Annotated in this window: 19 protein-coding genes; 7 read left to right on the top strand and 12 right to left on the bottom strand. The window is 43.4% G+C overall.

All coding sequences use genetic code 11. The features are described from left to right. Window positions 1-254: 254 nt before the first annotated feature. The 12 genes from B5Y40_RS24175 to B5Y40_RS24120 all read right to left on the bottom strand — a co-directional run bounded on the left by B5Y40_RS24175 (window position 255) and on the right by B5Y40_RS24120 (window position 12,552). Complete coding sequence (locus B5Y40_RS24175) at window positions 255-2,126, bottom strand: M1 family metallopeptidase (RefSeq protein WP_079689448.1); 1,872 nt, start codon at window positions 2,124-2,126, stop codon at window positions 255-257. Between the two features lie 47 nt (window positions 2,127-2,173). Beyond that, window positions 2,174-3,112, bottom strand: a complete 939-nt coding sequence (locus tag B5Y40_RS24170) for a hypothetical protein (protein ID WP_079689447.1) — start codon at window positions 3,110-3,112, stop codon at window positions 2,174-2,176. 63 nt (window positions 3,113-3,175) lie between these two features. Then, the gene (locus B5Y40_RS24165; protein WP_079689446.1) at window positions 3,176-3,691 is read right to left on the bottom strand and encodes a hypothetical protein; all 516 of its coding nucleotides are present in this window, start codon (window positions 3,689-3,691) and stop codon (window positions 3,176-3,178) included. Then, the gene (locus B5Y40_RS24160; RefSeq protein ID WP_079689445.1) at window positions 3,691-4,110 is read right to left on the bottom strand and encodes a hypothetical protein; all 420 of its coding nucleotides are present in this window, start codon (window positions 4,108-4,110) and stop codon (window positions 3,691-3,693) included. The genes B5Y40_RS24165 and B5Y40_RS24160 overlap by 1 nt, the downstream gene beginning before the upstream one ends. 37 nt (window positions 4,111-4,147) lie before the next feature. Then, the gene (locus B5Y40_RS24155) at window positions 4,148-4,684 is read right to left on the bottom strand and encodes an RNA polymerase sigma factor (RefSeq protein ID WP_079689444.1); all 537 of its coding nucleotides are present in this window, start codon (window positions 4,682-4,684) and stop codon (window positions 4,148-4,150) included. A gap of 87 nt (window positions 4,685-4,771) precedes the next feature. Beyond that, complete coding sequence (locus tag B5Y40_RS24150; RefSeq protein WP_079689443.1) at window positions 4,772-5,845, bottom strand: aminotransferase class V-fold PLP-dependent enzyme; 1,074 nt, start codon at window positions 5,843-5,845, stop codon at window positions 4,772-4,774. A gap of 521 nt (window positions 5,846-6,366) precedes the next feature. Beyond that, a complete protein-coding gene (gene serA, locus B5Y40_RS24145) occupies window positions 6,367-8,259 on the bottom strand; it encodes a phosphoglycerate dehydrogenase (protein ID WP_079689442.1) in 1,893 nt (630 codons plus the stop codon). Between the two features lie 231 nt (window positions 8,260-8,490). Beyond that, a complete protein-coding gene (gene arsN2 / locus B5Y40_RS24140; protein WP_079689441.1) occupies window positions 8,491-8,934 on the bottom strand; it encodes an arsenic resistance N-acetyltransferase ArsN2 in 444 nt (147 codons plus the stop codon). Beyond that, window positions 8,931-9,290: an ArsR/SmtB family transcription factor gene (locus tag B5Y40_RS24135; protein ID WP_079689440.1), complete on the bottom strand. Its 360-nt coding sequence runs from the start codon at window positions 9,288-9,290 to the stop codon at window positions 8,931-8,933. Before B5Y40_RS24135 ends, arsN2 begins: the two co-directional genes overlap by 4 nt. 81 nt (window positions 9,291-9,371) lie before the next feature. Further along, complete coding sequence (locus tag B5Y40_RS24130) at window positions 9,372-9,755, bottom strand: VOC family protein (RefSeq protein ID WP_245840748.1); 384 nt, start codon at window positions 9,753-9,755, stop codon at window positions 9,372-9,374. Between the two features lie 97 nt (window positions 9,756-9,852). Then, the gene (locus B5Y40_RS24125; protein ID WP_079689439.1) at window positions 9,853-10,809 is read right to left on the bottom strand and encodes a transketolase family protein; all 957 of its coding nucleotides are present in this window, start codon (window positions 10,807-10,809) and stop codon (window positions 9,853-9,855) included. 342 nt (window positions 10,810-11,151) lie between these two features. Next, complete coding sequence (locus B5Y40_RS24120) at window positions 11,152-12,552, bottom strand: vWA domain-containing protein (protein WP_079689438.1); 1,401 nt, start codon at window positions 12,550-12,552, stop codon at window positions 11,152-11,154. A gap of 640 nt (window positions 12,553-13,192) precedes the next feature. On the opposite strand from B5Y40_RS24120, the gene B5Y40_RS24115 reads away from it, so the two are divergent. The 7 genes from B5Y40_RS24115 (at window position 13,193) to nuoG (ending at window position 21,293) form a co-directional block, all read left to right on the top strand. Beyond that, window positions 13,193-13,633: a CBS domain-containing protein gene (locus tag B5Y40_RS24115; RefSeq protein ID WP_079689437.1), complete on the top strand. Its 441-nt coding sequence runs from the start codon at window positions 13,193-13,195 to the stop codon at window positions 13,631-13,633. Between the two features lie 166 nt (window positions 13,634-13,799). Then, window positions 13,800-14,174 (top strand): NADH-quinone oxidoreductase subunit A, encoded by a 375-nt coding sequence (locus tag B5Y40_RS24110; RefSeq protein WP_079689436.1) that lies wholly within the window; start codon window positions 13,800-13,802, stop codon window positions 14,172-14,174. Then, window positions 14,171-14,809 carry an NADH-quinone oxidoreductase subunit B gene (locus B5Y40_RS24105; RefSeq protein ID WP_079689435.1) on the top strand — a complete coding sequence of 213 codons (639 nt, stop codon included), beginning with the start codon at window positions 14,171-14,173 and terminating at the stop codon, window positions 14,807-14,809. Before B5Y40_RS24110 ends, B5Y40_RS24105 begins: the two co-directional genes overlap by 4 nt. A gap of 21 nt (window positions 14,810-14,830) precedes the next feature. After that, a complete protein-coding gene (gene nuoC / locus B5Y40_RS24100) occupies window positions 14,831-16,579 on the top strand; it encodes an NADH-quinone oxidoreductase subunit C/D (protein WP_143785923.1) in 1,749 nt (582 codons plus the stop codon). 65 nt (window positions 16,580-16,644) lie between these two features. Beyond that, window positions 16,645-17,109: an NADH-quinone oxidoreductase subunit NuoE gene (gene nuoE / locus B5Y40_RS24095; protein ID WP_079689434.1), complete on the top strand. Its 465-nt coding sequence runs from the start codon at window positions 16,645-16,647 to the stop codon at window positions 17,107-17,109. A gap of 74 nt (window positions 17,110-17,183) precedes the next feature. Continuing rightward, a complete protein-coding gene (nuoF, locus tag B5Y40_RS24090; protein ID WP_079689433.1) occupies window positions 17,184-18,506 on the top strand; it encodes an NADH-quinone oxidoreductase subunit NuoF in 1,323 nt (440 codons plus the stop codon). Window positions 18,507-18,554: 48 nt separating this feature from the next. Beyond that, a complete protein-coding gene (gene nuoG, locus B5Y40_RS24085; protein WP_079689432.1) occupies window positions 18,555-21,293 on the top strand; it encodes an NADH-quinone oxidoreductase subunit NuoG in 2,739 nt (912 codons plus the stop codon). The last annotated feature ends 2 nt before the right edge of the window (window positions 21,294-21,295 follow it).

The following is a 21,295-nucleotide window of genomic DNA, read 5'->3' as shown; positions in this document are numbered from 1 at the left end:
GGTATTTTAACAGTGTGGAGGATAAATCAATTGTTTAAAAAAGCGTGCCTCTTAAGGTATACATGCACTTTGAAAAAATGTGCAGGCTATGGATGCATTCTGAAATACAGTAGGGACAAGACGAACTGCAGGATAAACACTACGAGCGAAGAAGAGGAGAGATGATACTGAGATTAAGACTGAATTGTCTGTGTACAGGAATAAAAAACGTTGGAGGCTTATAATCATAAGACACTCCAACGTATAGGTATATTTTAACGCGTTGCGTTCTGATAAGCTTTTAAACCTTGCGAAATATCAACGATGTTGTTTTTACGTTCTACATCCGCGAGGCGTTGACTTGGATCAATTTCAATCGTAGCGATTTCATCCGCCCTGCGATTGATCTGCGCAGTATATTGAGGATTTACCCACGGCCATGCAGTAAGATCCGTACGCTTTATACTTTTGTCTTCAACCGGTTTACTGCCGAGAGTTTCATTCAACGGTATATAGAACAGTTCTTTGCTGCCATCTTTATAGGTTACCACCAGGTCAACCGGCATCGGGAATTCACCGACACGCTCTAAGGTCACGTAGGTGTTGCCTTCTTTTTCAAGAACAGTCTTTATAGTATAGTCGATCTTCTTGGTTGTATTTACCCAATAGCTCATATACCACTTCAATTGCATGCCGGATACTTTTTCCATCACACGAATAAAATCATTCGGCTCGGGATGTTTAAACTTCCAGCTGTTATAATACAGGCGCATACCTTTGTAGAAATTCTCTTCACCTATAATATATTTCAACTGGTGGAGAAATATAGTACCCATTGCATATGCCGCGGTACCATACGCAGTGTTTGTAGTATAATGATCGGAATGCTGACTGATCGGTTCCTGCAAGCCACGTTTAATCAAGGTGAAGTATGCATTATAGCTTCCTGCATGTGCTTCTGCAAGGGATGTATTGAAAAGTAGTGCTTCTGATTCATGACTGGCAAAATCAGTAAAGCCTTCGTCAAGCCATGCATATAGCGATTCATTTGAGGCCAGTACACCTTGATACCAGCTGTGCGCTGCTTCATGCGCCATAACGCCTACAAGGCCACCAAGATTACCTTCCCCTAAAATCAATGTGCACATCGGGTACTCCATACCACCATCACCACCTTGTATGATGGAATAGTTTTCATACGGATATTTTCCAAATGTTTTACTCATGAATTCGAAATGCTTCACGGCATAGCCTTCCATTTTTTTCCAGTTCTCAATGATCTTGTCATTGTTCTGATAGAAGAAATGTAGCTCTGGTCCATTGGGTACTTGTGCGCGGTCATGTATATAGTCAGGGTCAGCAGCCCATGCAAAGTCAATTACATTCTTCGCTACAAAATTCCAGGTGAGTTCACCTTCAGCACGCTTTACAGTAGTGCCTGCTTTTTCATAGCCATATCCGATCTTGTCCGCATTAGCCAGTTTACCGGTGCCTGCAATTACAAATGAAGGATCGATGGTGATCTTCACATCGAAGTCACCCCATATACCATGAAACTCGCGCGCTACATATTGATATGCATGCCATCCACGAAAATCATACTCTGCAAGTTTAGGATACCACTGCGTCATCGAGTAGGATATACCTTCTTTATTATTCCGTCCTGACCTTCTGATCTGCACCGGCACCTGCGATTCGAATTTCATATCGAACACCGTTTTTGCTCCGGGAAGTATAGCTTTCGGTAAGGTTACTTCGAGAATAGTGCCATCCACTTTATAGCGGGTATCTTTACCATCCTGCTTCAATGAAAGTATATGCTGGTATCCAATCTCGTCATCTTTCAGTTTTGAGATCCGGTCCTTCACGCGTCCATCAGGATCTGCAATGTTGCGAGAACGTACATCCATCATGCTGCCCGGTTGAAAGGCGTTGAAATATAGGTGATAGTATACTTTCGAGAGTGTGTCCTTTGAGTTGTTGTAATACGTCAGCTTTTGTGTGCCTGTAACTTTGTGCGTTTTTACATCGAGGCGCACATCCATAGTATACTCAGCGCGTTGTTGCCAGCGATAGTCCTGAGCAACACTCAGCATGCCAGATGCCATGGCGAAAGCGACTAAAACAAGTTTTTTGCAATGAAGCATGATAATTGGTTAATGATTATCTGGCAAAATATCTAAAGACTTGAATATTACAAACCAGTTTTACTCCGCCTGAGGCCAATAAAGTAAGAAAGGCTTCCGGAGAGGAAGCTGCTTTCGGAATATGTAAGTGTTTCTCCGGGTAGCGCTTTGGGGATATTGTAGTTGTAAGTAAAGGTCAGATTAAAGTTTTTATACGTAACACTCAACGGGGCGCTGATGGTATAGTTCATGAGGCCGAATTCATTTCGCTCGGTAACCTCGTACCAGGGAAGCCCCTGCCGAACCCTGCGTATAAGTTCGCGTACTGTTTCCGGGTAACGCACTTCCGTGATGATGTCGTTTCCAAACAACGCGAAGAACGCGGGAGTGATTGCAATCCTGCTGATGCCTTTCCAGTTTCGTTTTTGCAAGATGATGCTGACCCCCGGTGTGATGCGATGAACCTGCGCATCACCAAAGTAATATGCATAGTTCAAGGATATCGTAACAGGATGCAGTTCCAGAATGGGTGTGAGCGACAGTGTATTTTTATAGGGTATATAGTTGTCGTCATTATCTTCTGAATAGAAGTAACGATCATAGCCAGCCATTGCCGAAAATCTTTTTGAGAATGTATGAAGATAACCTACCGATGCAACGGTGAGGTAATAGGACGGTTCAAAATCTTTACTCCAAAACCCGGTGACATCGGCATATAGTCCTGTGGAGTGATAGTATGAAATACCGGGAGCGAGTCCAAAGTTATCAATACCCAATGTTCTTCCCGCAGAAAGTACATTGCTGTTATAGCCAACACGCACTGCTAATTGTGAGCCACCGGTGTCCTCCAGTTGCAGCAAACTGTCGATGAGTGTAAATACATTTAAAGAATCTTCATACGAAAAAAGCGAATCGGAACCCGACAAAATAAATTCACTGTCCTGTGCTGCAACGTGTGAGCAGGAACATACCAAGAGCAGGATAATCGTTCTCCGTATTGAATTCATCGTGATGCCAATCACGTTGCTATAGCAACGGGTAGAGGATTGGCGGCTTGCTTTACCTTGATTTTAATTATTTCGTTGCTGAAGCTTTTGCTGTTTCCGGTCGCGCATCTGATCCAGTCTTTCGCGTTGTCCTTGCCTGCGTTGGATCTGGTCCAGAATCATCTGCCTGAATTTTCGTTCCGCTTCCGGCAACGTCCGTAGTTTTTGCGCGGAAATAACTTTCAGCAATTTACCGGAATAATCTTTTTCAAGATCAACTTCCTGTTGCTTTAGTTGCAGGTTGAGATCAACAAGATCTTTATCATTTTGCTCGACTGTTTTATTCGGATCAGGATTGCGTTTTGCTTCCCTGTATTGTTTCAATAGTTGCAAACGCTTCTGAGCAAACTCACGGTATACCGGCCAAAACTTCTCGGCTTCCTCCGGTGTAAGTGCAAGCTGATCGGTAATATAGGCTACACGTGCAGCCTGTATCTTTTGCTTTATCTTCGGATCTTGCTCTTGCTGCAAGTCTTCGTCCTGCGCATACAACGAGGCAGAGAGCAGCAGCATAACAACGATGTTGGTTAGTATCTTCATCACAAATTATTTAGATCAATTTCATCGGTAATTATATCGAGTGTTTCGTCATCCAGATCGAAACCATATACTTCGTTTTCAATTTCATCAACATCTGAAGCATCCAGTGATGCGTGATCCAGAAGTTCATCGGTCGACATTTCGGTATCATCCAGATATGCAATCAGATCTTCAGTCTGAATTTCGGCAAGCATAGATTCCGTGGTGGCCTGACCTGCACGGTTGTTGAACCAGAATATACCGACCATGATCAACGCCACTACCGGCAGCGCGTATTGAAAGGTATATTTCAACACCGGGCGCGACTCCGGTTGTCGTTGCTGTTCAGCTACGCGTGCCTGAATGATACCCGGCAGCTTTTCAAAATAGCCTTCGGGTACACTGAATATTTCTTTCTTTGGCAAGTCTTCGAGCTTCATACTATATCTTCGACTTAAAATGTTATAAAAAGTTTAATCATACAGTCAGGAAATCTTCAATTTTCTTTACAGCATGATGGTAGCTTGCTTTCAGCGCGCCAACACTGGTGTCGGTAATCGCTGATATCTGCTCATAGGTCATGTCATCAAAATACTTCATGTTAAACACCATACGTTGCTTGTCCGGAAGTTTGAGCAAAGCCTTTTGCAGCTTCATTTGAATCTCATCGCCTGATAGATGTGGTGCACTGTCAAGCTTGGCACTAAGCTCTTTGGCGACATCGGCAATGGGTAAAAAGAATCTTCTCTTCTTGCGTTGAAGAAAACTCAGACACTCATTGGTGGCGATGCGATAGATCCAGGTATAGAGCTGAGAATCCTCCCGGAAATTTTCGATGTTCTTATGTATTTTGATAAAGACCTCCTGCGTAACATCGTTGGCGTCATCATGGTCAATAACCATTTTACGGATATGCCCATAAACCCGTTGTTGGTATACACGCACCAACAGGTTAAAGCCATAGTTCCGCGTTTCTGCGTTCCGTAGTTTTTCTAAAAGCTCTTTATCTTCCAAGGAGAACGTGGTGGATATCGGAATTTAGACAAAAGATCGTGGCATTGGTTTAACGTGGGGAAAAGATTTTTTTTCCTGCGTTCCGTACTAACCTGCCAGCGTATCTACCAGTAGTTCATATTGTTCTTTGGAATGCGTAGGGAAGTTTGCAAAACGAAGTTGTGATTTCTTGAATGAACCGTAGCCATCGCCAGGTTGCATACCTTTCGATTGCAAAAGCTTCGTGATGTTTTCGGTATGGTCTCCACAATCAGCAACGATAACCGTTTTAGATTGAAAAGCTTTATCCTGAACAAAAGGTTTTAATGTGCCATGACTTTCAAGTGCCTGGTATAAAAGAGCCGCTTTATACTCGGTCTCTTTGCGGATGGCCGTTATACCTCTTCGTACCATATCTTCTACAACTTGTGCCAGCAGGTAAATTCCCAATACGTTTGGTGTTTCAGGATTCTGATTTTTTACGGCGTGTGTATAGAGTGAAGGTATGCTGTGATAGGAACCAATGGAAATGCCTTTGGACAGCAACTGTTCTGCTTTCGCGATACATTTATCATTCACGAGCCAGACACCGAGCCCTGCAGGCAAGCCAAATCCTTTTTGCACAGAGAAGAAAGCAGAATCAATCTTGCTATAGTCGAAGTCGGGGTAGGGCAGAGATGATACAGCATCTACCGCGAGCAATGCATCCGGATATTGCTCGCGCAGGCTATATATGAATTCAAGCGGCACAGAAACCCCTGAACTTGTTTCGTTGTGTGTAATACCAACGAGTTCGATTCCTGGATGGACTATATCTGAAATATTAAAACCTTGTCCCATCGAGGCTTCAATCTTCTCGGGCTTTTTATTTAATAGTTGCGCGATTTCGAAAAAGCGTTTGGAGAATGAACCGTTTACATAGTGCAATGATTTTTCTTCCACCAGGTTTTGAATGACGCGCTCCCAGATTTCATTTGCAGAACCTGTAAACAGCACGTGGTAATTCGCAGGAAGCCCGAGCAATGCGCGTAAACCATCGACAGCTTTTTTGTAGATAGATTCATATTGTTTGCTGCGATGTGAGATGGAGGGTATACCATCGCGGAAAGCAGTGCGTACATGATCTTCAACAGTAAAGTAAAGCTGAGAAGGGCCAGGCGTAAAGTTGATTTTTGGATTCATAGTCGGGCGCAAAAATAGTGTATATGCTTGTATCCATGTCTTGTAAAAATTAAAAGTTCCCTAAAAATGAAACGCTTTTTTTACAACAAATTAAAGATTGATAGTGTAGGGTAACCCTTATTCAGCAATGCCTGGCGGCTTTAGGGAAAAAATATCAGGAAGTCAATCTTTGCAAAAAAGAGTGTTTTGTATAAGTTCGCACTCCCTTGGATTTGGGACACGTTTGCTGAACCTAACAATTATAAACAATACCGAGTGAAGCTTTCGATCAAAATCAGGCCTCATCCCGATATTTATCGGGACCTCGCCCAAAAAGCAGGTTAACAGAAGAAGATTGCGATTGGCGGCAGCTCAAAACTTGTCTTTTATGGGGTTCAGAAACACCTCACCAAATCCTCGGGTTTTTTTATTGCCCTTCCTTAAATGTAACTGCGAAACTTTTCAAAGTGACAGCCTGAAAATAACAAGAGCCTGTATGATTCATACAGGCTCTTGCATTTATATACCGATCTATATATAGATCAATAGAGTACTCTGAATTTGATCGTATTCTCAATAGCGCGAAGCTTGGCAATCACTTCTTTATCATAATGCTTGTTGATATCGGTAATCACATAACCTACCAACTCATTTGTTTTCAAGTATTGCCCTACAATGTTGATACCGTGATCAGCCAACAGTTGATTGATCTTGGCAAGTATACCGGGTACGTTGTTGTGAATATGGATCAAACGATGTGCGTCTTTCAGGATTGGCAATGTGAGGTTCGGAAAGTTTACACTATTGGACGTACTGCCTGTGTTTATATAGTCCATCATCTTACTTGGAACAAAGTTTCCAATGTTCTCTTGCGCTTCAAGTGTACTTCCTCCTATATGTGGTGTTAAGATTGTATTTGGCAATCCTCTCAACTCACTCATAAATTCTTCATCGTTGCTTACCGGCTCGTAAGGGAATACATCAATCGCGCAGCCTGCAACTTTACCGCTGAGTATATTTTCGCGCAACGCCTGTATATCTACTACGTGGCCACGACTCAGGTTGATGAAGATCACGCCTTGCTTCATGACGCTGAATTCTTTTGTACCGATAAGATTCGCGTTTGACTTCCGTCCGTCTACGTGCATGGAGATAACATCGGCTTGCTCCAACACTTCATTCATCGTTTTGCATTTAACTGCATTACCCAATGAAAGTCTTTCTTCTGTGTCGTAGTAAAATACTTTCATCCCCAGTGATTCTGCAATCACTGAAAGTTGTGTGCCTATATTTCCATAGCCGATAAGACCCAGTTTTTTTCCACGTACTTCAAAGCTTCCTTTCGCAGACTTGTCCCAAACGCCCTTATGCATTTTGGTAGACTTATCCGAGATGTTACGCATCAGGATGATCATCTCCGCTACGGCCAGCTCTACAACGGAACGGGTATTGCTAAACGGTGCGTTGAAAACAGCGATGCCTTTTTTGGTGGCTTCTTTCAAATCGATTTGATTAGTACCGATGCAGAATGCTCCGATCACCATCAAACGATTCGCATGCTCAAGTACGCGTGCTGTCACTTGTGTTTTGGAACGGATGCCCAATACAGAAACGTTTTTGATTTTCTGGATCAGTTCCTCTTCCGTCATCGCTGCGTGGTAAGTCTCAACATTGAAACCCTCAGCTTTCAAAAGCTCAACCGCGATCGGGTGAACGTTTTCAAGCAACAATACATTGATCCTGTTTTTCGGATAAGAGATAGCAGTATTCAGTTTGTTGAGGTATAAAAATTCATCGAGACTAGGCGTGATGTGATCTGCTTTGCTTTTTACATTTTCACGCTCAACGTTTTCAGTGAACGCAAAGAATTTATTGGCAAGGCCCGCATGTTTGATTTCATAGTCGGTATATCCATCACCAATAACATAAATATCACCGGGAAGATTAAGCTTCTTCAACTGTTCTACTTTACCGCCATTGGCGGATAGCGGATTTTCAACATCGAAGCCGATCACTTTGCCATCTTTATCGAACTTGAATTCGTTAGCAAGTATATTTTCAGGTTTGATACCAAACTCCGTAACGATCGGCTCAATAAATTCTTTGAAGCCGTTTGATATAATATAAATGTTATCAGAATACTGTTGGAAGAATTCTTTGTTACGCTTGAATGATTCAGAAACACTTCCTTTCAACTTGGTAATAAGTGCAGGCAAGTGATGTTGACTGGGAGCGAGGAGGTTCAATCTTTTTTCCAACGACTCACGAAACGAGATGGAGCCATCCATTCCCTGATTGGTGATTTGTATAATTTGCTTTTTGCGGTCTTCTCTTTCAGGGTGATCCTGTAAAGAGATGTCAGCCAGAACATCGAATGCTTCTACTTTTGTAAAGGTGCTGTCGAAATCGATAACAAAATATTTATTCAACTTCATAAGGTTGGAAAAAATGAAGCGCAAATGTACTTTATCATTTACGATTTATGATTTATGATGTGTGTTTTTTATTCTCCTAACGGATGGTCGTTCTCAAATCCATATAACAATAAACTTAGAGGAGAAAGCGAAAGTGGCGTAATATGAATGTAGGAGTATATAAAGCTCGAAGTGTAAAGCAAAATTTTTTACTTCTACAGCTTCACACTTCGAGTTTCCTTTTGTTAAGCCTTACGCTTTGAGTTCAAGGTGCATAACGACTGCTGATACAGGGCAGACGTGTGAGAATTCAGAGGATGCTTCAAGTTCTTTAGGCACAAGTGCGCGTGTTGTGTCCTGAAATCCCTTTTTCAAAAAGAAGCCTCTTGCTTTTTCGGTGAGGAGGTAGATGCCTTTCAGATTTCTTTTACGCGCTTCATCAAGCAAGTAGTCAGTAATGGTAGTGCCTACAGATTGACCGCGAATACCAAGCTTCACAGACAGCGAACGCAGCAGAGCATAGTCGCCATATACTTCAAGTGCACCGGTGCCTACAAGTTGATCACCTTCGTAATATCCTACGAGTAAGTCACGCTCGAAGTTAAGATCATCGGCTGGTAATCCGGATGCTTTCAACAATGAGCGAAATATTTCAAAGCTCTCTATATCTTGTATAGTTCTATACGTTAAAGTCATACGGTTATACTTTTGGGTTCAGGAAATCTATTCAATTCATTGGCAGGATCGCAATTTTCGAAAAGATTACCAAGCGCCCGCTTCGCTCTGTTCCAAATTTTTTCGTCAATGCAATATGAAACACTGGGGCCATCTATATTTCCACGGATCAGCCCTGCATTTTTTAACTCTTTTAAATGCTGAGATATAGTACTCTGCGAGAGTGGCAACGCGTTGACTATATCTCCGCAGAGACAAGCTTTACGTTGCGCGAGAAACTGAACAATAGCAACGCGGGCCGGATGTCCCAGTGCTTTTGCATATACTGCCAGGTGAATCTGGGCAGGCGTAAAATTATCGATCTTAGAGGCTCCCATGAGCGTGATATTACGATAATATATTCTGATTCCATATAGCTGACCATGATTTTTATGAAGTCATGCCAGTATACCTATATTTTATTTCCTGGAATGCAGGGCGAGCATGTTGCCTTCCGTATCATTGAAAAGAGCAAAGTAGCCATGCTGCTCGCCGATCAATGTTTTGGGAAGAATTACTTTTCCTCCGGCAGCAGCAATACGATTTAAGACAAGGCTTAAATCAGAGCCACCATTCAGGTATACACGTGCTCCCTGCTGGGTAGGAATATACCCTTCACCAAAACATATCGCACCGCCTACACGTTGGTCTTTTTGTTCGTATAATAGAAAGCCCATACGAGTGGTGCCTACCATCGCTTCAGGCATTTCATAATCGTAAATTGCAGAGTAGAATTTTTTAGCGCGTTCGAAATCAAGTACAGGTATTTCAAACCAGGTGATCGCGTTGTCAAGCATTTCCATAACCGTAGCTGTTTTATATAAAGTATAACAAGTACGTGAAAGCTGCTACGAAAAAAAATACCCCGTTTTAGCGGGGTATCTTCTTGTAAATATGTTCTTATTTTTTTCGCTTTAACACCTTGTCAACAGCGGCAACTATATTTTCAGGACCGAGTCCGTATTTTTTCAAGAGTTGTGTTGGCGTTCCGCTTTCACCGAATGAATCATTCACGGCTACCATTTCAATAGGAGATGGGTTGAAACGTGCGAGTACTTGTGCTACACTGTCTCCCAAACCTCCGTTGATCTGGTGCTCTTCACATGTAACAGCACATCCTGTTTTTGCTACCGATGTCAGAATCGCTTCAACATCAAGTGGCTTGATTGTATGGATATTGATTACCTCAGCACTGATTCCTTTTTCAGCAAGTGTAGCTTCGGCTTCAACAACCTGCCAAACCATATGGCCACACGCAAAGATCGTTACATCTTTACCTTCAATAAGTTTATCAGCTTTACCAATGGTAAAAGGTCTGTCAGCAGCCATAAAGATAGGCCAGTTCGGACGACCAAAGCGCAGGTATGCAGGGCCTATGTGAGAACCCAAAGCAATCGTAGCAGCTTTCGTTTGGTTATAGTCACAAGGAACAATTACCGTCATGCCCGGAAGCATTTTCATCATCCCTATATCTTCAAGGATCTGGTGCGTAGCGCCATCTTCACCGAGCGTTAAGCCAGCATGTGAAGCACAGATCTTTACATTCTTGTTTGAGTATGCTATGGATTGTCTGATCTGATCGTATACACGACCTGTAGAAAAATTAGCAAAGGTACCGGTGAATGGAATTTTACCACCGATGGTCATACCTGCAGCAAGACCCATCATGTTTGCTTCAGCAATTCCGATCTGATAGAAACGTTCCGGAAAATCTTTCTTGAAAGCATCCATCTTTAAGGATCCCGTAAGGTCAGCACAAAGTGCTACTACATTCGAGTTGCTTTTGCCAAGCTCATGCAAGCCCACGCCAAAACCTGAGCGTGTATCTTTTTTTTCTGTAAAGGTGAATTTGGTCATATAAATTACGAATACGAATTACAATATTAAGGAGTGCCTCTTCATATCAACACTGCGCGAGCCAGCACGTGAGCACTTTTAACCGGTGCGAAAGTCGTAAATAAATTTGGTTCTTCCAGCACACTCCTCCATAAACTGTTAATGATTTGTTAAAGAATGAAAATACCCCAGAGGCATAAGAACATTCGTTTACCGCGATCCGTAAAGGTGCTTGTTATACATTCCCTATGCACCACCAATCAGCCTCATCATCAGACGAAAAGAAGTCTAATCGAAAACTTGTGTTCTGGTTTATTATAGCGCTATTGCTCGCGCTGCTGCCCTGGATCCTTCTGGCCTAGGTCAGTTAAAGACGTTGACCATTTTCGTTTCGCCCGATGCCAGGTCAAAAGTTTTGAACCCGGTAAACTTGCTGCCGGAAGTATTGCGTACGCGAAACACAATCTTATACCGACCCGGTAACATCGTAAAGGTGAAGTTTGCTTTTTGGTTATCCAGGTTGCAAACCCATTGTTGTGTACCGTCTGCGCGGACCTCGTACAAGCTGCCGTATCCGGAAGATATAGTATTGAAATTTACTATACCGGGCGATGGCAGGTAAATGTTCTGCGTTTTGTTAGCCTGTACATCAACCGTAAATTTTCTTCGCGGAAGCGTAAGTGTTTCTATTTCATATTTACCCGTCAGGTAACGAAACGTTTCATTGCTACGCTGTACATTGATCACATCGGTTTTATCTTTTTCGCGAATGATCGATTCGAGCCCATTATCTTTTCGCCCTTCTTGTTGAATGACTATATTTCCTTGTGGCACCGGTATACGAATGGTATTATGCTTACCGATCTCGATCGCTATATTCTTTTTTACCACCGGTGGTACTGTGTTCACAACCAGATCATAGTCAACCACCGGATCTACTTGTACGGAGTCAGGTTTACCTTGCGCATCACGGTAGTGAACAAAGTCATACATACTGATGCCGGTAAGTGTATTGACGAAGCTCACATTCACATTTGTTTCTGTAGGTTGATTACGTGCGTCCAGCAGTTCAACGCTCACCGTAGTTTTAGAGAAAGCTGTTTGAATCGCTTTGTTTAATTCCTTGTGAAATTCATTGGGAGTTTCAGCACTTATATATTTACCGGCACAGTCTAATGTTTTCTCAGCACGCAATCCCAACCCGATGATATAGGGGCGAAGGAAAACGCCTTTCTTCTGAAGCTCGCGAGAGGTAGCACAAAGATCACCACCACACGACTCGATACCGTCGGTGATCAGGATGACTATATTTCGATATCCTGCACCGGCAGGAAAATCTTTTGCTGCCTGCTCGAGCGAATACGTAATAGGCGTAACTCCTTTCGGTTTTATTTCATTGATCTTTTCAATGATGAGTTTGTGATTCTTAGGCTTGAAAGGAACCTCGAGCCACGTGTCTTTACAATTATTGGCTTCGCGTGGAGAGCGATGTCCATAGATACGGAGTGCTAATTCCAGCTTATCATTTTGCTGAAGTGAATCGACAATCTGTGTGAGTATAGATTTGGCAATGTTGATCTTGTATTGATTTGCTCTTCCCCACGACTCGAGCATACTGCCGGAACCGTCAAACAAAAAAAGTATACGCGTCTTCTCGGGTACTTTTTGCTGAACTTTTTTCTGACCAAAAGATGCAGTGAAACAAAGCAGGGTGATAAAGAGTATGGATGCTGATGCCTTGTATGATATACTTGTAAAATTCATGTGTAGTAATAAACGGTGCAATGTCGGTGAGATTGTTTGATAAAAGAAGATTTTGGATAAAGGTTTTTAGATTAACGAACAGATTTCTTACAATCAGACTTACAGTATCGCACTTTCACTTTATATCTATACTTTTTTCATGTTGTAAAATATAGGGTATATCCAGTAATACGAAAGACAGCGTAACCCTTGACTTACATTTATACTTCGATAGATTAAACCCGGTGGTGGACTTATAAATCTTCTCGTACGTCATGCGTCTGCTAACACATAAGGACAGCCAGTAATGATAAGTTACAATGCTTGTAACACCGCAAGTATAGAAAGCAGGCATTATGGAATTATACCTTTCGCTGCGGTATATGAAAATACGGGTGACTGCTGCAACGGGACAAGTGCGATTGCGGTTCTTTTTTGCCAGAGAAAAGTTAATCAGAGAGAAGGTAATAGTTTGAACATAGATATATTGTGCTATATAAATACAGTATAGCTTTACGTTGAACCGCTAAAAAGTATAAAGCGTGATTGGACGTTATCCAGGCCGTATACTCTAAAAGATTGAAATTTTTATACTTCAATCGCTTGCATTAGTCTGTTGAAAAGTGTTATCTTCAATTACTCCAATCAAACAGACACTCGTATGGGAAAAGTTAGAAACATCCTTCAGGGCAAGGGAAATGTTGTCTTTTCCGTTGCACCCACGGTAACAGTCTATAAGGCTATCGAGCTAATGTCACTCAAAAATATCGGTGGACTTTTGATCACCGATGCGTATGGAAAATTACTTGGCATTTTCACAGAGCGTGACTATGCACGTAAATTAATCCTGAAAGGTAAATCTTCGAAAGACACATTGATAGGAGAGATCATGACGGAAAATCCCGTTACTGTATCTCCTGATAACAGCATCGAAGATTGTATGAAAACAATGACCAATCGTTTCATCCGCCATCTACCGGTAGTAGATGATGGGGAGCTCGTTGGTATGATCTCGATCGGTGACGTTGTTCGTTACATCATGGATGAACAACGGGGAATCATCGAAGACCTGGAATTCTATATCACAGGTCATCATCAGTAAGAATGACATAGCGCGAGTAGTAAATTACTCGCGTTTTCTTTTGCACTTCTTTGTGCTGTTCTTACCGGCATAAAGTAAAGTATTCGGTTTAAGGTTCTTTAAAGCCACTACGTTGGATACTCCAACTGAAAATAGTGTTCCGCTTTGGCCTTTATTCCTATACGGAATGATCGTACTGAGTCTGGTAGGCGTTATGCTCGGACTTTCGTATGTGTTAGGACAACGCCATAACGAGCGTGCCACCAACGAACCATACGAAGGTGGTATACTTAGCGCAGGCTCTGCGCGCATCCGTTTCTCTTCTCAGTTTTATCTAGTAGCCATGCTCTTCGTCATCTTTGATGTCGAGACTGTATTTATTTTCTCCTGGGCTATAGCATTCCGTGAACTGGGCTGGTATGGATATGCCGGTGTCATGGTATTTATTATACTTCTGGTAGTCGTACTTATATATGAGTGGCGTGCCGGTGCATTGGACTTTGGTCCGGACGGAAAGAAAATATTGAAGGCCTATAAACGCATAACCAAACAAACAACATGAACTGGTGGCTCTCGCATACGAATGGTTCCGCTGAAGCCGTAAAGGGAACGAGCTCAATGGAAGAAGCTGTACAACAAAGTGTCATGCTTACAAGTGTGCAGAGTCTGGTGGCATGGGGAAGAAAAAATTCGCTGTGGCCTTTTCACTTTGGCTTGTCGTGTTGCTTTGTAGAGATGGCCACCAGCATGACGCCTAAATATGATGTTGCACGCTTCGGTGCCGAAGTAATTCGTGGTACACCGCGCGAAGCAGACGTCATGATTATAGCAGGAACTGTATTTATAAAGATGGCCCCGGTAATTAAACGCTTGTATGAGCAAATGATGGAACCTCGTTGGGTGATTTCCATGGGATCATGTGCAAATTCAGGAGGCATGTATGATATATATAGTGTTGTACAAGGCGTAGATAAATTTATGCCGGTAGATGTATATGTACCCGGTTGTCCTCCGAGACCAGATGCTTTTATGGAAGGCCTTGTATTGCTTTCGAAAAGTGTAGGTAAAGAACAGCGTCCACTCAGCTGGGTCATCGGCGAGCAAGGTGTGATACGGCCTGAAAAGATTTCAATGAAAGAAACAAAGCGTGAGCAGCGGCAACAAATGGTAACATTTCGCACTCCGGAAGAAATATAGGTCATTGCTATAGCACTAACTATGGAAACAATGCTTGATCCAACAGAACGCCTGAGACAAAAATTCGGCGAATCATCTTTCGTGACTCAGCCTGCAAAAGATGGTATTACGACACTATGGCTGGCATTGAGTAAAGTAAAGGATGTACTGCTATACCTGAAAACTGAAATTGAACATCCCTATATATTATTGTTTGATCTTTCTGCGATTGATGAACGAAGTCGTAAAAAAGATCCGGATTATCCTTCTGATAATTTTACATTGCTATACCACCTTTTTTCATTTGAGCGAAACAGTTTTATCAGACTGAAGATTGCATTGCGTGGAGAATTTCCTACGGTGCCCAGCATTACGAAACTGTGGGCCAATGCAAACTGGTATGAACGTGAAGTGTTCGACATGTTTGGTATTCGCTTCGAAGGACATCCGCACCTGAGAAGAATTTTAATGCCTGAAACATGGCAGGGAAATCCATTACGAAAAGAACACCCGGCACGTGCTACCGAGATGGGGCCATTTCGCTTGTTCGATGAAAAGCAGGATCGGGAGCAAGCAGCGTTACAGTTCCGTCCGGAAGACTGGGGACTGGAAACGCAAAGTGAAGATTCTGATTTTATGTTTCTCAACATTGGTCCGCAGCACCCTGGTACGCATGGCGTATTACGGATCGTGTTGCAGCTTGATGGTGAAGATATAGTCGATGCTGTACCAGATATAGGCTTCCACCATCGCGGAGCAGAAAAGATGGCGGAGCGACAATCGTGGCATACCTATATACCCTATACCGACCGTGTAGATTATTTAGGAGGTGTAAATAATAACCTGGCGTATTTGCTCGCTGTAGAAAAGCTGGCGGGTATAGAAATCCCCGAGCGTGCGAATGTAATTCGCGTGATGATGTGTGAACTATTCCGTATAGCGAGTCACCTGGTGTGGTACGGAACCTTTGCACAAGATATAGGACAGTTATCTCCGGTCTTCTATATGTTTACCGACCGCGAGAAAATATTTGATATAGTAGAGGCGATTTGTGGAGGACGCATGCATCCCAACTGGTTTCGTATAGGGGGTGTGGCACAGGATCTTCCGAAAGGCTGGGATATACTGGTTAAAAATTTTATTGACTATTTTCCAAAGCGATTACGCGAATACGATGCGATGGTAATGAAGAACAGCATCTTCAAAGCGCGTACTGTCGGCATCGGCATTTTTACCAAAGAAGAAGCTATAGAGTGGGGTGTTACCGGGCCCGGACTTCGCGCGTGTGGTTTCGATTGGGACTTCCGGAAAAAACAGCCGTATTCCGGTTATGATAAATTTGATTTTGATATACCAATAGCACACCACGGAGATTGCTACGATAGAGCCGTTGTGCGCGTTGAAGAAATGCGGCAAAGCCTGCGCATCATTGAGCAATGCTGGAAGTATATGCCGGAAGGAGAGTATAAAGCGGACCATCCGCTTACCACGCCTCCTGTGAAGAAACATACCATGCAGGATATCGAAACACTCATCACACATTTTCTCGGTGTGAGTTGGGGACCTGTTATACCTGCCGGTGAGGCCATGAGTTGTGTAGAAGCAACGAAAGGCGCCAATAGTTATTACGCAATTAGTGATGGGAATACATCACCTTATCGCGTACGCGTGCGTACTCCGTCATTTCCCCACATGCAAATGCTGCCCTATATCAGTAAAGGATATACCGTAGCGGATATGCTGAGTATACTGGGAGCGATGGACTATGTCCTTGCAGATATTGACCGATGAGTGCGATGTCGTGCTATAGATCACGGTAATTGAATATACTATATCAAAACGTAAATACATACCAAATGCTTACGCTCGAAGAAGTACATGAAATAGATGAAGCGGTAAAAGTTGTTCCCTATAAAAAAGCAGCTTGCATTGAAGCGCTCAAAATTGTACAGGAACATCGTCGTTGGATTTCGGACGAAAGTCTGAAAGAAATCGCGGCACACCTCGATATGTCTGCAGAAGAGCTCGACTCCGTTGCTACATTCTATAATATGATCTATAGGAAGCCTGTTGGCCGACACATCGTATTGCTGTGTGATAGTATATCATGCTGGGTGATGGGATATGAGAATATCCGCGATGCGGTAATACAACGCCTGGAAATTAATTATGGTGAGACCACTCGAGACAGTCGCTTTACGCTATTACCTAATCCTTGCCTCGGCACTTGCGATCACGCTCCTGCACTCATGATCGACCACGATCTTTACCGTGATGTAACCATTGACCAACTGGATGATATTTTGGATCGATATACATAGCCTCACCCGAAGTCCCTCTCCTCTGGGGAAGGGTTTGGGATGAGGCCAATTAAATATAGTATAAACGGAACTCTATGGAACGCCCACTCACAGAACATATCCGCAAAGACCACCGGCCGTTAACGCTCCGCGAATACGAGCAAACCGGAGGATATCAGTCTGTGAGGAAAGCACTGAAGGAGATGACTACGGCCAGTATCCAGTCCGTTGTAAAGGAATCAAATTTGCGTGGCAGAGGTGGAGCCGGTTTTTCAACCGGATTAAAATGGAGCTTCGTTCCAATGGATGCTCCTAAACCCAAATACCTTATTGTAAATGCCGATGAGATGGAGCCCGGCACTTTCAAGGATCGTTTGTTACTGGAGAGTGCACCACACCAATTAATCGAAGGGATGATTGTATCGGCCTTTGCGCTTCAGGCCGATACCTCCTTTATCTTTTTGCGCTGGGCCTATAAAGAAGCAGCACGCAACATTCGGTTCGCGATGCAGGAAGCTTACGATGCAGGATACCTGGGAGTAAATATACTGGGTTCAGGCTTTGACCTCGAAATGCATTTGCATACGGGAGTAGGACGCTATATGTGTGGTGAAGAAACTGCATTACTGAATTCACTCGAGGGAAAGCGTGCTACACCTCGCGCGAAACCACCGTTTCCGCAAGTGAGTGGTTTGTTCGGTAAACCCACGATCGTAAATAATGTAGAGACGTTGAGCTGTATACCGCACATCATTAATAAAGGTGCAGATTGGTTTCAGAAATTAAGTCGCACGAGTGATGCAGGCACAAAACTCTTTGGTGTAAGTGGTAAAGTAAAGCATCCGGGATTGTGGGAGTTGCCCATGGGTATAACAATGCGTGAACTCCTGGAAGAACATGCCGGTGGTATGCAAGCCGGACTAAAATTCAGAGGTGCATTACCCGGTGGTGCCTCTACAGATTTTCTTGTAACGGAGCACCTTGATGTAAAAATGGATTACGCATCTATAGCAGCAGCCGGAAGTAGATTGGGCACAGGCACCATGATTGTACTCGATGATAAAACTTCTGTTGTTGGTTTTGTTCGGAACCTGATTCAATTCTTTGCACAGGAGTCGTGTGGATTTTGTACACCGTGTCGCGAAGGTTTACCATGGATTGAAAAAATACTGCGATCGCTGGAAGCTGGCGATGGTGAACAAAATGATTTGCAGCTATTGGACTTTCATACTAAATATTTAGGGCCGGGAAATACATTCTGTGCGCTTGCACCCGGTGCAATGGAACCGCTGCAAAGCGCGTTGAAATATTTCCGTTCGGATTTTGAGCAATATATAGCAGCCGAATTGCAGACGCTTGCGCAAGGGCTACCTGCCGAACGAAAGCAACGACTTATAACCGATATATCTAAGTTTTAAATCATCACACGTACACACTGACATGTATATCAACTGACACGTAACTTCATGGCAATCCTATACATCGATAACAAACCTTACGAAATCCCGACTGGTAAAAACCTATTGGAGACTTGTCTTACCCTGGGATTTGACGTTCCATATTTTTGCTGGCACCCTGCAATGGGTTCTGTCGGTGCATGCCGACAATGCGCGGTGAAGGTATATAAAGATGAGAACGACAAGAAAGGCAGGCTGATCATGTCATGTATGGAACCTGTTGCAAACAATCAACGCATCTCGATAAGCGATCCTGATGCAAAGGAATTCAGAGAGCAGGTTATCGGATGGTTGATGACGAATCACCCGCATGATTGTGCCGTATGCGATGAAGGTGGTTCCTGTCATTTGCAGGACATGACTGTGATGACTGGTCACAACTATAGAAAATTCAAGTATAAAAAACGTACCTATAACAATCAATACCTCGGCCCGTTTCTGAATCATGAGATGAACCGTTGCATCCAGTGCTACCGTTGTGTCAGGTTCTATAAAGACTATGCGGGAGGTAAAGATCTGGATGTATTTGCCTCGAAGAACAATGTATACTTTGGCAGAGCAGAAGATGGTGTGTTGGAAAGTGAATTCAGTGGCAACCTCGCGGAAGTTTGTCCTACAGGTGTATTTACCGACAAGACGCTGAAACAGCACTATACACGCAAGTGGGATCTAACGATGGCGCCATCTGTTTGCCAGCATTGTAGTATAGGTTGTAATACAATAGCCGGAGAACGCTATGGTTCTTTGCGCATGATTGCAAACCGGTATCATGGAGAAGTGAACGGTTACTTCCTCTGCGATCGCGGAAGGTTTGGTTATGAATTCGTGAATGCAAAGGATCGTATTCGTAAGCCGATGATACACCATCAGGAAGTAGATCATACGGCGATCATTCATGAACTATCTATACTCTTGAAACAGCCCGGTGTAATTGGTATAGGTTCACCACGTGCTTCGCTGCAATCAAATTTTGCATTGAAGGCATTGGTTGGTGAACATAATTTTTATCATGGTGTTTCAGATAATGAACACGACCTTGCTGAGTTAGCCGTAAAAATTATGAATGAAGGACCTGTACGAACTCCGTCTACAAAAGAAGTTGAAACCGCTGATGCAGTTTTTATTTTAGGAGAAGATTTAACCAATACAGCACCTATACTTGCGCTAGCCGTTCGGCAGTCCGTAAAACAGGAACCATCAGCACAAGCCGTGCAGGTAAATATACCGCTATGGAACGATGCTGCGGTTCGAGGCATCGTACAGGATAGAAAAGGCCCGCTATATATAGCGAGTATACACGCCACAAAACTGGATGAATTAGCAGCCGCTACTTATCGTGCTACTCCCGATGATATTGCACGCCTCGGCTTTGCGGTAGCACATATACTGGATGAATCTTCGCCTGTCGTTGAAAATCTCACTGATGACCAATATCAACTCGCAGAACAGATTGCCCGGGCATTACTGGCAGCGAAGAAGCCGGTGATTATCTCTGGAGCAGGCTGTGAGAGTGATGCTGTGATGAAAGCTGCTGCCAATATATCCTGGGCGTTACAAAAGAGAAACAAACAGACCGGCCTTGTATATACTATGCTTGAGTGTAACTCGATAGGACTTGCCATGATGGGTGGCCATCGTCTTCAGGCTGCCTTCAATGCGGTTTTGAATGGACATGCACATAGCGTAATTGTGATGGAGAACGATTTATACCGGCATGGAAGTAAATCGGATGTTGATGCATTTCTGGCTGCGTGCAAGAATATAATTGTACTGGATCATTCCATGCATGCCACTTCGTCAAAAGCGCACGTCATTATACCGGCTGGTACATTTGCCGAATCCGATGGTACTTTGGTGAACAATGAAGGAAGGGCGCAACGCTTCTTCCAGGTATATGAAGCAAACGAGGTGATCCGCGAAAGCTGGCGCTGGCTGCTAAATATAGGAGCAGGCATTGGCAACATGCGAATGAGCGCTTGGAATAATTTCGAAGATGTAACCCACGCTATAGCCAACGAGGAACTTTTGCTGAAAGGTATAGACAAGGTAACGCCATCGCCTCAATTCAGATTAGCAGGACAACGTATTCCCAGAGAACCACACCGCTATAGCGGTCGTACTTCCATGCATGCGAAAGACAATGTCAGCGAACCTAAACCACCTGAAGATCCTGATTCACCATTGTCCTATACAATGGAAGGCTATCGTGGTGCCGCACCATCATCTATGATCCCATTTTTCTGGTCTCCGGGTTGGAACTCTGTACAGTCTGTGAATAAATATCAGGAAACAGTAGGCGGGCCGTTGCGTGGTGGTGATCCGGGCCTGCGGTTACTGGAGCCGGATGCAACGAAGCCTGTTCTATATTTCCAGGGTATACCCGAAGCCTTTAAGCCATTGGAAGATCATATTTGGATTCTTCCGCTCCACCATATATTTGGATCAGAAGAATTGAGTGCTAAGTCGCCATCGGTCGAAAAACGCATTCCTAGCCCCTATATATTAATCCATGCAGAAGATGCAGCAAATCTGACACTTCATGAAAACGATCCGCTTACATTTTATATAGGACACCATCCCTATAGCTTACCGGTAAAGATAACGACTGCCATTCCGCATGGAGTTGCAGCGGTGCCATACGGCATCAAGGCTATACCTTGCTCCGAACTTCCCGAATGGGCAACCTTAAAAGATGAATCAAAGATCAATGTATATACACACGGACGTGTAAATATTAAACAGACTTAAAT

The sequence above is a fragment of the Ohtaekwangia koreensis genome, assembly GCF_900167975.1.
Classification (GTDB): Bacteria; Bacteroidota; Bacteroidia; order Cytophagales; family Cyclobacteriaceae; genus Ohtaekwangia; species Ohtaekwangia koreensis.
Note: the sequence above shows the minus strand (reverse complement) of the source record. Positions and strands in the feature narration are given on the sequence as shown.

Bases quoted from the DNA above. Each gene is read 5' to 3' on its own strand.
- nuoF (WP_079689433.1), top strand. From the start codon at position 17,184: ATGGAACGCCCACTCACAGAACATATCCGCAAAGACCACCGGCCGTTA.
- B5Y40_RS24105 (WP_079689435.1), top strand. From the start codon at position 14,171: ATGAACTGGTGGCTCTCGCATACGAATGGTTCCGCTGAAGCCGTAAAG.
- B5Y40_RS24135 (WP_079689440.1), bottom strand. From the start codon at position 9,290: ATGGGAGCCTCTAAGATCGATAATTTTACGCCTGCCCAGATTCACCTG.
- B5Y40_RS24165 (WP_079689446.1), bottom strand. From the start codon at position 3,691: ATGAAGATACTAACCAACATCGTTGTTATGCTGCTGCTCTCTGCCTCG.
- B5Y40_RS24175 (WP_079689448.1), bottom strand. From the start codon at position 2,126: ATGCTTCATTGCAAAAAACTTGTTTTAGTCGCTTTCGCCATGGCATCT.
- B5Y40_RS24170 (WP_079689447.1), bottom strand. From the start codon at position 3,112: ATGAATTCAATACGGAGAACGATTATCCTGCTCTTGGTATGTTCCTGC.
- B5Y40_RS24125 (WP_079689439.1), bottom strand. From the start codon at position 10,809: ATGACCAAATTCACCTTTACAGAAAAAAAAGATACACGCTCAGGTTTT.
- B5Y40_RS24110 (WP_079689436.1), top strand. From the start codon at position 13,800: ATGATCGTACTGAGTCTGGTAGGCGTTATGCTCGGACTTTCGTATGTG.
- arsN2 (WP_079689441.1), bottom strand. From the start codon at position 8,934: ATGACTTTAACGTATAGAACTATACAAGATATAGAGAGCTTTGAAATA.
- B5Y40_RS24120 (WP_079689438.1), bottom strand. From the start codon at position 12,552: ATGAATTTTACAAGTATATCATACAAGGCATCAGCATCCATACTCTTT.
- serA (WP_079689442.1), bottom strand. From the start codon at position 8,259: ATGAAGTTGAATAAATATTTTGTTATCGATTTCGACAGCACCTTTACA.
- nuoE (WP_079689434.1), top strand. From the start codon at position 16,645: ATGCTTACGCTCGAAGAAGTACATGAAATAGATGAAGCGGTAAAAGTT.
- B5Y40_RS24115 (WP_079689437.1), top strand. From the start codon at position 13,193: ATGGGAAAAGTTAGAAACATCCTTCAGGGCAAGGGAAATGTTGTCTTT.
- B5Y40_RS24160 (WP_079689445.1), bottom strand. From the start codon at position 4,110: ATGAAGCTCGAAGACTTGCCAAAGAAAGAAATATTCAGTGTACCCGAA.
- nuoG (WP_079689432.1), top strand. From the start codon at position 18,555: ATGGCAATCCTATACATCGATAACAAACCTTACGAAATCCCGACTGGT.
- nuoC (WP_143785923.1), top strand. From the start codon at position 14,831: ATGGAAACAATGCTTGATCCAACAGAACGCCTGAGACAAAAATTCGGC.
- B5Y40_RS24130 (WP_245840748.1), bottom strand. From the start codon at position 9,755: ATGGAAATGCTTGACAACGCGATCACCTGGTTTGAAATACCTGTACTT.
- B5Y40_RS24150 (WP_079689443.1), bottom strand. From the start codon at position 5,845: ATGAATCCAAAAATCAACTTTACGCCTGGCCCTTCTCAGCTTTACTTT.